This window comes from Curtobacterium herbarum (assembly GCF_016907335.1).
Classification (GTDB): domain Bacteria; phylum Actinomycetota; class Actinomycetes; order Actinomycetales; family Microbacteriaceae; genus Curtobacterium; species Curtobacterium herbarum.
Genome location: NZ_JAFBBT010000001.1, coordinates 2,518,889 through 2,532,247, shown reverse-complemented (window position 1 = coordinate 2,532,247; position 13,359 = coordinate 2,518,889). Strand labels below are relative to the sequence as shown.

The following is a 13,359-nucleotide window of genomic DNA, read 5'->3' as shown; positions in this document are numbered from 1 at the left end:
CCCGATCGTCGTCACGTGGAGACGTGGGTCGCGCTCGAGGCGGCGAGGCAGCGGAACACCGAGGAGCATCGCGGCGGTCGTGTGGCTGAAGACCTGGTCGGCCCGGAGCCGCGGCGCGAGCGCCCGAGCGAGTTCGTCCGGCGTTCGCGGGTGCTCCGCACATCGGATGCCGTGGAACGGGCGGCGTAGGTCCCGGGCATCGAGTCGTCCGCGCGGCACGCCCATGTGGAGTGCGCGGCGCACCCGGAAGGGAGTCCGTCGCAGGGCTGGGGGAAGCGGGGTCCTCGGAGACATGCGTCCATGCTCGATCGGCGCCGGCGTGCCGGGGGCGGGACGGGCCTCCAGTGTGGACAGATCCGAGCGCCAGCCCGATGTGGAGGACAGGGCGCGGAGCGCGTGTGCAGGACACAGCGCAGAGCGCGACCGGGCGGATTCGTGGCGGTGCAGGGCGAATCCTTCCGGTGTTCCGCCCGCTCGCGGGACGGGCGTCGGGGGGAGCTCAGCGGGCGTTCGGTATCTCGCCCACTCACGATCTCGCCCGCTAACGGGTCCGGCGACCGCTGGCGGCTGGGGGCTGCCGCGCGTGGAGGCGGACGACAGGGCGAGCGGGCGAGAACGACGACGTCGAGTGGCCTTCACCCTGGCATTTCGCCCGCTCGGGAGCCGCCGGCCTGCCCGCCCGCCGGAAGGGCCCGCTCGCGGGGCGAGCCTGCAGGCTCCTCCACAGCACGGACACTGCAGCCAGCTGTACACAGGTACTGCCACGGCCTCCCCGTGTGTGCGCTCACTCCAGTAGCGTCGGGACCATGGAATTCAGGTACCTCGGCAACTCAGGTCTCAAGATCTCGGAGATCACCTACGGCAACTGGCTGACGCACGGCTCGCAGGTCGAGAACGACGTCGCCACCCAGTGCGTGCGGGCAGCGCTCGACGCCGGCATCACCACGTTCGACACCGCGGACACCTACGCCAACACGGCAGCTGAGACCGTCCTCGGCGAAGCACTCAAGGGCGAGCGCCGACAGTCCCTCGAGGTCTTCACGAAGGTCTACTGGCCGACCGGGCCGATGGGGCACAACGACGTCGGCCTCAGCCGCAAGCACATCATGGAGTCGATCGACGGTTCGCTCGAGCGCCTGCAGACCGACTACGTCGACCTCTACCAGGCACACCGCTACGACTACGAGACCCCACTCGAAGAGACCATGCAGGCCTTCGCGGACGTCGTTCGTCAGGGCAAGGCGCTGTACATCGGCGTCAGCGAGTGGTCCGCCGAGCAGATCCGTGCGGGTGCCGCCCTCGCGAAGGGCCTCGGCTTCCAGCTCATCTCGAACCAGCCGCAGTACTCGATGCTGTGGCGCGTCATCGAGGGCGAGGTCGTTCCCGCCTCGAAGCAGCTCGGCCTGTCGCAGATCGTTTGGTCGCCGATCGCCCAGGGCGTCCTCACCGGCAAGTACAAGCCGGGTCAGCCGCTTCCCGAGGGTTCGCGTGCCACGGACGAGAAGGGCGGCGCGGACATGATCAAGCGGTTCATGCGCGACGAGGTCCTCGAAGCCGTCCAGCGTCTCCAGCCGGTCGCCGACGAGTCCGGGCTCACGCTCGCGCAGCTCGCCATCGCCTGGACCCTGCAGAACGAGAACGTCGCGTCCGCCATCGTCGGTGCCTCGCGTCCGTCGCAGGTCACCGACAACGTGAAGGCCGCGGGCGTGAAGCTCGATGCCGACACCATCGCGCGCATCGACGAGGCACTCGGGGACATCCCGGAGCGCGACACGGCGAAGAACGTGTCGCCGGCGCAGCGTCCCGCCTGAGCGGAACGCACCGCCTGACGGACGGGAGGCCCGGTACCAGCTGGTACCGGGCCTCCCGTCCGTCACAGGGCTGATCGGGTCAGCACGCTGCGCGTGTCAGGCTGCTGCGCGTGTCAGCGCACCACCACGAGTCCGCGGCCGGCGAAGCGGACGCCGTCGGTGTCGAAGTCGGCGTCCCCGAAGCTGAACAGCACCTCGCCGGTGGCCCCGACGAGCGGGACCTCAGCCGGGTCGTCCGACAGGTTCACGACGACGTGCACCGGGGCTGCCGTGGGGCCGAGCAGCCCGCGGGTCAGCACCAGCCACCGCTCGTCCTCGCTGAAGCGGACCGCGTTCGCCTCGTACCGGTGGTCGACGAACGCCTCGTCCGTCCGGCGGAGCGCGACGAGGACCCGGTAGGCGTTGAGGATCCGCGCACCGCGCTCAGACTCGACGTCGGACCAGTCCAACTTCGAGTTGGTGAACGTCGTGGGGTCCTGCGGGTCCGGGACGGTCGACTCGTCCCAACCGTGTTCGGCGAACTCCTTGATCCGGCCCTCGGCGGTGATCTTGCCGAGGTCCGGCTCCGGGTGCGAGGTGAAGAACTGCCACGGCGTGGTGGCGGCGAACTCCTCGCCCATGAAGAGCATCGGGGTGAACGGGCCGAGCAGGGTGAGCGCCGCGGCGATGACCAGTCCCTCGTCGGACACGGTCGCAGCGAGCCGGTCGCCGGCGGCGCGGTTGCCGATCTGGTCGTGGTTCTGGTTCGCCACGACCAGCGCGGTCGTCGGCGAGGTGCCACGGTCGATCGGCCGTCCGTGGCGCTTGCCGCGGAACGACGACCAGGTGCCGTCGTGGAAGAAGCCCTGGTCGAGCACCTTGGCCAGCGCGGTCAGGGGAGCGAAGTCGGCGTAGTAGCCGTTCGTCTCCCCGGTGACCGCGACGTGCACGGCGTGGTGGAAGTCGTCGGACCACTGGCCGGCCAGACCGTAGCCAGACGCCTCGCGCGGCCGGAACATGACCGGGTCGTTGAGGTCGGATTCGGCGATCAACGACAGCGGCTTGCCGACGAACGACGAGAACGCATCGGTCTCGCTGGCCATCTCGGCGAGGATGTGTGGGCGGGTCGTGTCGCGGATCGCGTGCACGGCGTCGAGGCGCAGGCCGTCGACGTGGTGGTCGCGGAACCACATCCGGACGTTGTCCAGGACGTAGCGGCGCACCTCGGGCTCTTCGACGTTCACGGAGTCGCCCCAGGTGTTGGCGAGCCCCTGCACCAGGTACGGGCCGTAGAGCGGCAGGTAGTTCCCGCTGGGTCCGAGGTGGTTGTAGACGACGTCCTGGATCACGCCGAGACCGAGCGCGTGGGCCCGGTCGACGAAGCGGTCGTAGGCGTCCGGACCACCGTACGGCGCGTGCACGGCGAACCACGCGACCCCGTCGTAGCCCCAGTTCCACTCGCCGTTGACCCCGTTGACGGGCAGGAGCTCGACGAACTCCACGCCGAGTTCGACGAGGTGCTCGAGCTTCGCGGCCGCCGCGTCGAGGGTGCCTTCGGGCGTGTAGGTGCCGATGTGCATCTCGTAGATGACCCCGCCCCGGGCCGGACGACCGGTCCAGGCGTCGTCGGTCCAGGTGAACCGCGCCGGGTCGACGACCTCGGACGGGGCGTGCACGCCCTCCGGCTGGAAGCGGCTGCGTGGGTCGGGCCGGACGGAGTCGTCCCCGTCGATGCGGAAGCCGTACCGGGCGCCGACGACGGGCATGACCTCGTCGGTCGTCCACCAGCCGTCGTCGCCGCGGGTGAGCGGGTGCTCGGTGCCGTCGACGACGAGTCGGACGTTCTCGGGTTCGGGGGCCCAGACGCCGTAGCGGTCGGGAATGGTCATGCGTGACCCTCCAGGATCTCGACCTCGGCCTGCGCGTCGGTCTCGGTGTCATCGGTGCTGGTGCTGGTGCTGGTGCTGGTGCTGGTGCTTGTGCTGGTCGTGCCGGCGTCGGACGTGCTGACGTCGGACGTGCTGGTGTCCGTGGCGTCGTGACCGGCCCCGTCGACGACGTCGGCGGGCACGAGCAGCGCGACGGGGAAGTCGGTGAGGACCTCGTCGAGCAGGAGGTCCCGATCGGCCGGGAAGCGCCTCCCGGTCAGCAGGTCGACACGCTCGACCGGCACGACGTGCAGGAGCGTGTCCGCCCAGCCACCGACCAACTGGAGGCCCAGCGGCAGTCGCGTGGCGACCGTCACGACCCCGCCGCGGTCGAAGGCGACCACGTGGTCTGCTGCCGGGCCGGTCGCGTCGAGCGGGACGTACCGAGAGAACAGCTCCGGGTGGTCGCGACGGACACGGAGGGCACGGCTGGTGACGAGGGTCTTCGCCGCGGCCCCGAGGTCGATGCCGGGCAGGGCGTCCGGGCCGTCGTCGTCGGCGCCGTCGAGCGAGGCCAGGACGTGACGGCGTTCGGCGTAGTCCACGGGCCGTCGGTTGTCCGGGTCGACGAGCGAACGGTCCCAGGCTTCCGTGCCCTGGTAGACGTCCGGCACACCGGGTGCGGTGAGCTGCAGGATCTTCGCGCCGAGACCGTTCGACCAGCCCGCCGCGTCGATCCGCTCGTCGATGGCGTCGAGCTCGGCGACCACGGCCGGGTCGTCGAACGCGGCGTCGACCAGGGCGTGCATCTGCTGCTCGAAGGACTCGTTCGGCTCGGTCCACGTCGTGCTGTCGCCGGCTTCGCGCGACGCCTTCTCGGCGTAGGCGTGCAGGCGCTCACGTGAGGCCGGGCGTGCCCCGACGATCGCCTGCCAGAGCAGGTTGGCGAAGACGCCGTCCTCGAGCGGAGCGAGCGCGTTGAGACGGTCGAAGGCCGCCGTCCACTCCTCGCCGAGTTCGGCGAGGACGGCGATGCGGGCACGGGTGTCCTCGCTGCGCTTGGTGTCGTGGGTGGTCAGCGTCGTCATGGCGTGCGGCCAGCTGGCGAGCCGCTCGCGCTGGGCGGCGTGGAACTCGTCGAGGGTGACCGAGAACACGCTCGGGTCGCCGCCCACCTCGCTCAGGGACGACAGGCGCGAGGTCCGGTAGAACGCGGTGTCCTCGACGCCCTTCGCCATCACCATGCCGCTGGTCTGCTGCAGGCGGATCGCGGCGGCGTTGTCCGCGTCGCAGAGGGCCGGTGCGATCCGGTCGATGACGTCGACCAGGTCGGGGCGGGCCTCCGCTGCGACCTCGAGTGCCGCGATCAGGTGGTGGATGCCCTCCGGCAGGTAGGTGCGGTACACCTCGAAGCTCGCCACGATCTCCGCGACGGCGTCGACGATGCGCTCCTCGGCCACGTCGGCGCCGCCACCCTGGACGGCCGGGTCGACGACCAGGAGGCGCGCCAGGCGTCGGACCTCGCTGTTCAGGATGCCGTCGGCGATCCCGCGACGTGTGCCGTGTGTGAGGTCCTGCCACGCGACGTGTCCGCCGCGCAGCCGGTCCTCGAGGGCCGTGAGGGCGTGCTCGCCGGCCGGGTCGACGAACACCCGGTCGATGAACCCGAGGGCGTCGTAGCCGGTCGTGCCGTCCACCGGCCAGGACGACGGCAGCAGCTCGCCCGGCTCGAGGATCTTCTCGACGAGGGTGTACGCGCCGCCCGTCAGGTCAGCGAGGTCGTCGAGGTAGCCGGCCGGGTCGTAGAGCCCGTCCGGGTGGTCGATGCGCAGGCCGTCGACCAGCCCGTCCCGGAACCAGGAGCCGATGACGCTGTGCGATGCGGCGAAGACCTCGGGCTCCTCGACACGGATCGCGGCGAGGGTGTTCACCGCGAAGAAGCGGCGGTAGTTCAGCTCGGAGTCGGCGCGCTTCCAGTGCACGAACTCGTAGTGCTGCCGGGCGTGCACGGCCGCGACGTCGTCGCCGTCGTGCACGGTGCCGGGCGCGGTCGGGTACTCGGTCTCGCCGACCAGCAGACGCGGGGACCCGCCGTCCGCGCTGCCCGTGTCGAGGGTGACGGCGTCGAGCAGACGGTCGTCGAGCACCGGGATGCGGACGCGGCCGTCACCGGCGGCCCAGTCGATGTCGAACGCCCACGCGACCGGGGACTCCTGGCCGTGCTCGAGGAGCGACCACCACCACGGGTTCACTGCCGGGGTCGCGACGCCGACGTGGTTCGGGACGACGTCGACCAGGACGCCGAGCCCCGCCGCGTGCGCGGCTTCGGCGAGGGCGCGGAGGGCGTCGTCGCCGCCACGGTCCGTGTCGACGTGCGTGTGGTCCACGACGTCGTAGCCGTGACCGGAGCCGGGCTCGGCCTGCAGCACGGGCGACAGGTACAGCCAGTCGGCGCCGAGGTCACGGACGTAGTCGACGACGTCCTGCGCAGCGCTCAGGTCGAAGTCGGCGGTGACCTGGAGGCGGTAGGTCGAGGTCGGGTTCCGGCGGGTCATGCGGCACTCCCAGGGGTGTCAGAGGCGGGCGTCTCGGAGGTGGTGTCGGTCGTCGCCGGGGCTCCGGCTCCATCGGGCGTGCTGGTCGTGCTGCCGCTCGTCGTGCTCGTCACGCTCGTCACGCCGGAGGCTCCGGGCGTCCCGGCCGCGCTCGGCGTCGCCGAGGCGGCGGGGTTCGCGGGCGTCGCTGCCGGGTGGTCCGGGTCGGCCGGCACGGCGGCGTCCGCGGACGGGTCGGCCGTGGTGTTCGTCGTCGTGTCGACCGGTGTCCGCTGGATCTCGTGCTCGGGCTCTGCGCGGAGGACGATCATCGAGCGTGCGGGGACGTCGAGCGCGTCTCCGGCCTCGAGGACCTCGTCCCGGGCACCGGGCTCGGCGGTGTCGATGCGGACGGTCCACCCCGGGGAGTACTCCTCGGGCGGCAACGTGAACGTCACCACGCCGTCGTGCGCGTTGAAGTACGTCAGGAAGGCCACGTCGGTGACCCGTTCACCGCGGGCGTCGCGTCCGCGGATGCCCTCGCCGTTCAGGTACATGCCGACGCTCTTGCCGAAGCCCGAGTCCCACTCTTCCGGCTGCATGGCGTCGCCGGCCGGGGTCAGCCACACCACGTCGGGCAGCGGTTCGCCCTCGCCCCGGCGGACCGGACGGCCGTTGAAGTAGCGGGTCCGTCGGAACGTCGGGTGGTCGTGACGGAGCTTGACGACGTCGGCGGTGAACTGGATGAGGTCGTCGTCGGCGGTCGCCCAGTCGATCCAGCTCAGTTCGGAGTCCTGCGCGTAGACGTTGTTGTTGCCCTGCTGGGTGCGGCCGAGTTCGTCACCGTGGGCGATCATCGGCACGCCCTGGCTCAGCAGCAGGGTGGCGATGAAGTTCCGGCGGCGCTGCAGGCGGAGCGCGTTCACCTCGGGGTCGTCGGTGGGGCCTTCAGCACCCGAGTTCCACGATCGGTTGTGGCTCTCGCCGTCGTTGTTGTCCTCGCCGTTGGCGTCGTTGTGCTTCTCGTTGTAGGCGACCAGGTCGTACAGCGTGAAACCGTCGTGCGCGGTGATGAAGTTGATGCTCGCCTTGGGCGTGCGGCCGTCGTGCTCGTACAGGTCCGCGGACCCCGAGATACGCGACGCGAACTCACCCAACGTGGAGGGCTCGCCACGCCAGAAGTCACGGACCGTGTCGCGGTACTTGCCGTTCCACTCCGACCACTGCGGCGGGAAGTTGCCGACCTGGTAGCCGCCGGGGCCGACGTCCCACGGTTCGGCGATGAGCTTCACCTGCGACACGATCGGGTCCTGCTGGACCAGTTCGAAGAACGCGGAGAGCCGGTCGACCTCGTAGAACTCGCGCGCGAGGGCTGCTGCCAGGTCGAACCGGAAGCCGTCCACGTGCATCTCGGTCACCCAGTAGCGGAGGGAGTCCATGATCAGCTGCAGCGAGTGCGGGTGTCCGACATTCAGGGAGTTGCCGGTCCCCGTGACGTCCATGTAGTACCGCTTGTCGTCGTCCATCAGGCGGTAGTAGGCGGCGTTGTCGAGGCCGCGGAAGGACAGTGTCGGGCCGAGGTGGTTGCCCTCGGCGGTGTGGTTGTAGACGACGTCGATGACGACCTCGATGCCGGCCCGGTGCAGCTCGCGCACCATGGTCTTGAACTCCTGCACCTGCTGCCCGCCGTCGCCCGACGACGAGTAGTGCGAGTGCGGCGCGAAGAACCCGATGGTGTTGTAGCCCCAGTAGTTCGACAGCCCCTTGTCCTGCAGCGTCGAGTCGTTCACGAACTGGTGCACGGGCATGAGCTCGAGCGTCGTCACGCCGAGGCGCTTGAGGTGCTCGATGACCGCCGGGTGTGAGACACCGGCGTAGGTGCCGCGCTGGTCCTCCGGCACGTCGGGGTGCGTCTCGGTGAGGCCCTTGACGTGTGCCTCGTAGATGATGGTCTCGCCGTAGGGGATGCGGGGCGCGCGGTCGCCCTGCCAGTCGAAGAACGGGTTGATCACCACGCCCTTCACCATGTGGGACGCGGAGTCCTCGTCGTTCGTCGAGTCGGGGTCGCCGAACGTGTACGAGAACAGGGACTGGTCCCAGTCGATGTCGCCGCTCGTCGCCTTCGCGTACGGGTCGAGCAGGAGCTTCGCCGGGTTCGACCGGACGCCGTTCGCCGGGTCGTACGGGGCGTGGACGCGGAAGCCGTACTCCTGCCCCGGGCCGACGGTGGGCAGGTAAGCGTGCCAGACGTGCGCGTCGACCTCGACGAGGCGGACTCGCTCTTCGGTCCCGTCGGCATCGAACAGGCAGAGCTCGACCCCTTCGGCGACCTCGCTGAACACGGCGAAGTTCGTGCCGCTGCCGTCGTAGGTCGCGCCGAGCGGGTAGGGGTTGCCGGGCCAGGTGTGCAAACGTGCCTCCAGGAGAGATGAACTGGGCCAACGTATCGGCGACCCGCTGTGATGTCCGACCCGCAGGCCCGAACTGTGGACCGTTGCGGCTCTCCACAGGCCCTCGTCGGAGGAGCCGGACCACTCCTGCACACGACGGTCGAGGACGGTGTTCCTCCACAGTTCGTCATGGCCGGTCCGGCAGGCAGAGCCCGCGGAGTAGCGTCGCCGCCATGACCAACATCGTCACGCAGATCGCAGACAAGGTGCGGCCCGTCGGAGTCGCCTCGAACTACGGCGACCCGGTGGAGGTCGGGGACAGCACGCTGATCCCCGTCTCCGTCAACTGGTACGGCTTCGGCGGCGGGTCCGACGCCGATGAGGACGGCGCCGGCGGTGGTGGCGGTGGTGCCGTCGCGCTGCCGGTCGGCGCCTACGTCCGCCGCCCCGGGCAGGACCTCACCTTCGAGCCGAACGTCATCTCACTCCTCACCGTCAGCATCCCGGTCATCTGGGTCGCCGGCAAGGTGCTCGTCAAGCTCATCCGCGCGCTCAAGAAGTGACCACCTGACGGACAGGAGGCCCGTGGTCACGAGACCACGGACCTCCTGTCCGGTGGGTACACTGCTGGGACACACACGGGAGTCCGCCAGAGCGGGCTGAGAGGGAGCGAACCGCGCTCCGACCGTCGAACCTGATCCGGATCATGCCGGCGCAGGGAGGAGTCATCGCGATGTCCACTGGTGCACCCACCGGATCGTCCATCGAACGTCCCGTCTCGAAGCGCTCACTGCGCTGGCGGGTCATCGACATCGTCGTCGCCGCGGTCCTCGCGGTCGCCGTCGGGGTCGTCTTCAAGCTCTGGGACGTGGCCTACGAGCCGATCGGAGCGGGCCTCGGACTGCTCCTGCCCGGATCCCAGGCGTTGGTCGGCGGCGTCTGGTTGCTCGCCGGACCGCTCGTCGCCATCGTCGTCCGCAAGCCCGGCGCAGCACTCTTCGGCGAGATCGTCGCCGCGTCCGTCGAGGCGATGCTCGGCACGCAGTGGGGGTGGGGCACCCTGCTCTCCGGTCTGGTCCAGGGCATCGGCGCCGAGATCGTCCTCGCACTGTTCCTCTACCGGGTCTGGAAGCTGCCGGTGGTCATGCTCGCCGGAGCTGCGACCGGCCTCGCACTCGGACTGAACGACGCGTTCCGCTACTACGCGGGCGCGACGGCAGCGTTCCAGGCGACGTACGTCATCTGCGCGATCGTGTCCGGCGTCGTGATCTCGGGCATCGGATCCTGGTTGCTCGTCCGCGCCCTCGCACGGACCGGCGTGCTGTCGTCCTTCGCGGCCGGACGGGAGCACGGGCGCCGACCACGAGCCTCCGTCGCGTGACGACCGGCGTGCCCTCCGGTCCGGCGCACATCGCCTTCCGACGGTGGGGCTGGCGGTACCCGGAACGGCAGGCCTGGGCCGTCCGGAACGTCGAACTCGACCTCCAGCCGGGCGAGCGTGTCGCCGTCGTCGGTCCGTCCGGTGCCGGGAAGTCGACACTCCTGCGCGCAGCGGCCGGTGTGTTGGCCGACGACCCGGCCGACAGTGACGACACCGCGGCCTCGGCTGAGGGAACCGTCCTCGTCGACGGTGCCGAACCACGAACCGTCCGGGGCCGCGTCGGCCTGGTCATGCAGGACCCCGAGGCGCACACCGTGATGTCCCGGATCGGCGACGACGTGGCGTTCGGATGCGAGAACCTCGGTGTCCTGCGCGTCGAGATCTGGCCCCGCGTCCAGCACGCACTCGACGTCGTCGGGCTCGACCTGCCGCTCGACCGCTCCACCACGAAGCTCTCCGGCGGGCAGCGGCAACGGCTGGCGCTCGCCGGAGTGCTGGCGATGCGTCCGGGTGCCCTCGTGCTCGACGAACCGTGCGCGAACCTCGACCCGACCGGTGTCGTCCAGGTACACGAGGCCGTCCGAGCACTCCTCGACGACACCGGCGCGACGTTCCTCGTGGTCGAGCACCGCATCGGGACGTGGCTCGACCTCGTCGACCGGTTGGTGTTGCTCGAGCCCGGCGGTGGGGTCGTCGCCGACGGGCCGCCCGACGCGGTGCTCGCTGCGCACGGCGAAGCGCTCGAACGAGGCGGAGTGTGGATCCCGGGGTCCGAGCCCGCACAGGGTTCCGCGCGGAGTGGCGCTCGCGGCCCTGCTCTCCGCCGCGCTGCGCGAGCGGGCGAAATGCCAGGGACGGGTACGGCCGGCGGCGAGGGATTCCGCCCGCTCGGCGTCGGGGCCGACCCCGAGGGGGTGCGCGCTGCGCGAGCGGGCGAAATGCCAGGGACGGGTACGGCCGGCGGCGGGGGATTCCGCCCGCTCGGCGTCGGGGCCGACCCGGCGGGGGTGCGCGCTCCGCGAGCGGGCGAAATGCCAGGGACGGGTACGGCCGGCGGCGGGGGATTCCGCCCGCTCGGCGTCGGGACCGACCCGGCGGGGGTGCGCCCTGCGCGAGCGGGCGAGATGCCAGGGCACTCCGAGCGCGCGACCCCGGTGTTCCGCCCGTTCGCGCCGGGGGCGGCCGGGCTGGAGGCTCGACCCACCCCCGGTGGGACGCCGCTGCTCCGGGCGTGCGAGCTGGCGACCAGCCGGAGCGCGAGCCGGGGCGGGACCCGGGGCTCCGGCCGGAGTTCCCGACGGCGCGCCCTCGACCGGGCGCACCACATCGGTCGCGACATCGACCTCGAGGTCCGGAGTGGACAGGTGCTCGCCGTCACGGGGCCGAACGGCGTGGGCAAGAGCACGCTCGGCCTCACCCTCGCCGGACTCCTCCGTCCCGCTGGCGGCACCCTCGACGCCACCCCGGACCTCGTCGGCACGAACGGTCCGAGCGGCACAGCCCCGCACACCTGGACGAGCCGCGAGCTCGCCGCCCGCATCGGCACCGTCTTCCAGGACCCGGAGCACCAGTTCATCGCGCGCTCCGTCCGCGAGGAGCTCGTCGCCGGCCCCGCCGCGCTCGGGATGCCCGCTGCCGAGATCGAGGAGCGGGTCACCGGGCTGCTCGACACCTTCCGGCTCGACCACCTCGCGGAGGCGAACCCGTTCACCCTCTCGGGCGGCGAGCAACGGCGACTCGCGCTGGCCGCAGTCATCGCGACACGCCCGCCGGTCCTCGTCCTCGATGAGCCGACGTCCGGTCAGGACCGAGCCACGTGGAGCGCCGTCGTCGAGCATCTCGGAGCACTCGCCGACGCCGGGACAGCCGTCGTCGTGGTCACGCACGACCGCGACCTCGTCCGAGCGCTCGACGCCGACGAGGTCGTCCTCCGCGCGGACGGCCTGACCCCGGCAGCGCCGGTCATCGCGTCCGCGGAGGAGGCCCGGTGACCGCCCCGGCGACCGCAGCGAACGGTCGGACCGGTGTCGAGCCTCCCGTCCGTCCCGGGCGTGGCGTCGCTGCCGTGCAGCCGGTGGCGTCGTTGCTCGGGGTGATCGCCCTGGGCGTCGTCCTGGTGCTCAGCCTCGACCTGGTGTCCGCAACGGCGGCCTTGTTGCTCGAACTGGCGCTGCTGCCGGTGCTCCGGATCCCGGTCCGAACCCTGCTCCTCCGGACGTCCCCGGTCCTGGTCGCCGTCCCGCTGGCCGGCATGAGCATCGCCCTCTACGGACAACCCTCCGGGCGTGTCTGGTTCGACTTCGCCTTCGCGCACGTCACCGACGGGTCCCTGCAGCTCGCGCTCGCGACGATGCTGCGCGTCCTCGCCGTCGGCATCCCCGGCATCGTCCTGTTCATCCGGACCGACGTGACGGACCTGGCGGACGGGCTCGCGCAGATCCTCCGGCTGCCGGCGCGCTTCGTCCTCGGTGCCCTCGCGGCCATCCGCATGATGACCCTGCTCGGCGATGACTGGCGCCAGCTCGCGATGGCGCGGCGCGCCCGGGGTGTGGCGGACAGCGGGCGCCTCCGTCGCGGCCTGTCGATGGCGTTCGGGCTGCTCGTCGTCGCGCTGCGTCGGGCGACGACGCTCGCGGTCGCGATGGAGTCCCGCGGGTTAGGCGCGCCCGGCCGACGCACGTGGGCGCGTCCGGTGCGGTTCGCCGGACCCGAGTGGGCGATGGTCGGCGTCCTGCTCGGCATCGGCGCGGTCGCGGTGGTCGCCGCCGTCCTCGCGGGGACCTGGCGTGTCTGAGACGGACGCGCCGGCTGCGCCTGGCCCGGCGGGGAACGGACTGGAGGCACGGATCACCTCGACCCCTGCGCTCGCGACCCGCGCGCTCGCCTCCCGCGCCCGGTCGGCGTACCGAAGCGGTCGGAACGGCCGTCTCGTCGTCCTCGTGGACGGACGCTCCGGGACCGGCAAGACGACGCTCGGCACCGCGCTCGCGGGGGAACTCGACGCGACCATCGTCCACCTGGACGATGTCTACCCGGGGTGGGACGGCCTCCAGGCAGCCGCCGACGCCGTCGTGCGGGACGTGCTCGGGGTGCCCTCCGGCTACCGACGGTGGGACTGGGGGCGATCCGAGCCCGCCGACTGGGTGCCGCTGGACGCCGCCGCGCCGCTCGTCATCGAGGGATGCGGCGCGTTGTCCCGCGCGTCGGCCCCGCTCGCGAGCTTCCGCGTGTGGTTGACCGCGGAAGAGGGCGAGCGTCGCCGCCGTGCGCTCGACCGCGATGGTGAGGTGTTCGCGCGGCAGTGGGATCGGTGGGCACGGCAGGAGGAGGCGTTCATCGCGTCCGAGATGCCACAGACCCTCGCCGACGAGGTCCTGCGCTCCTAGCCCGGCCCGG

General features: G+C 71.4%; 9 protein-coding genes and 1 riboswitch. Of the genes, 6 read left to right on the top strand and 3 right to left on the bottom strand.

The window, feature by feature from the left end:
• Window positions 1-806 precede the first annotated feature (806 nt).
• The gene (locus tag JOD51_RS12050) at window positions 807-1,811 is read left to right on the top strand and encodes an aldo/keto reductase family protein (protein WP_204608789.1); all 1,005 of its coding nucleotides are present in this window, start codon (window positions 807-809) and stop codon (window positions 1,809-1,811) included.
• A gap of 113 nt (window positions 1,812-1,924) precedes the next feature.
• Here the strand turns inward: JOD51_RS12050 and treZ are convergent, their stop codons facing one another.
• From treZ to glgX, 3 genes are read right to left on the bottom strand one after another with little or no spacing between them, the layout of a single operon-like run.
• Window positions 1,925-3,679, bottom strand: a complete 1,755-nt coding sequence (gene treZ, locus JOD51_RS12045; protein WP_204608787.1) for a malto-oligosyltrehalose trehalohydrolase — start codon at window positions 3,677-3,679, stop codon at window positions 1,925-1,927.
• Entirely contained in the window at window positions 3,676-6,213 is a 2,538-nt protein-coding gene (gene treY / locus JOD51_RS12040; protein ID WP_204608785.1) for a malto-oligosyltrehalose synthase, read from the bottom strand. Before treY ends, treZ begins: the two co-directional genes overlap by 4 nt.
• Window positions 6,210-8,603 carry a glycogen debranching protein GlgX gene (gene glgX, locus JOD51_RS12035; protein ID WP_204608784.1) on the bottom strand — a complete coding sequence of 798 codons (2,394 nt, stop codon included), beginning with the start codon at window positions 8,601-8,603 and terminating at the stop codon, window positions 6,210-6,212. Before glgX ends, treY begins: the two co-directional genes overlap by 4 nt.
• Window positions 8,604-8,815: 212 nt before the next feature.
• Between glgX and JOD51_RS12030 the strand changes: the two genes are divergently transcribed.
• The 5 genes from JOD51_RS12030 to JOD51_RS12005 all read left to right on the top strand — a co-directional run bounded on the left by JOD51_RS12030 (window position 8,816) and on the right by JOD51_RS12005 (window position 13,349).
• Window positions 8,816-9,145 carry a hypothetical protein gene (locus JOD51_RS12030; protein ID WP_204608782.1) on the top strand — a complete coding sequence of 110 codons (330 nt, stop codon included), beginning with the start codon at window positions 8,816-8,818 and terminating at the stop codon, window positions 9,143-9,145.
• Window positions 9,146-9,210: 65 nt separating this feature from the next.
• A riboswitch (TPP riboswitch) is annotated at window positions 9,211-9,321 on the top strand.
• Window positions 9,316-9,963: an ECF transporter S component gene (locus JOD51_RS12025; protein ID WP_204608780.1), complete on the top strand. Its 648-nt coding sequence runs from the start codon at window positions 9,316-9,318 to the stop codon at window positions 9,961-9,963. (Overlaps the previous riboswitch by 6 nt.)
• Complete coding sequence (locus JOD51_RS17395; protein WP_259557810.1) at window positions 9,960-11,954, top strand: ABC transporter ATP-binding protein; 1,995 nt, start codon at window positions 9,960-9,962, stop codon at window positions 11,952-11,954. Before JOD51_RS12025 ends, JOD51_RS17395 begins: the two co-directional genes overlap by 4 nt.
• Window positions 11,951-12,757 carry an energy-coupling factor transporter transmembrane component T family protein gene (locus JOD51_RS12010; protein WP_204608778.1) on the top strand — a complete coding sequence of 269 codons (807 nt, stop codon included), beginning with the start codon at window positions 11,951-11,953 and terminating at the stop codon, window positions 12,755-12,757. Before JOD51_RS17395 ends, JOD51_RS12010 begins: the two co-directional genes overlap by 4 nt.
• The gene (locus JOD51_RS12005; protein WP_259557814.1) at window positions 12,750-13,349 is read left to right on the top strand and encodes a nucleoside/nucleotide kinase family protein; all 600 of its coding nucleotides are present in this window, start codon (window positions 12,750-12,752) and stop codon (window positions 13,347-13,349) included. The genes JOD51_RS12010 and JOD51_RS12005 overlap by 8 nt, the downstream gene beginning before the upstream one ends.
• Window positions 13,350-13,359: the final 10 nt, after the last annotated feature.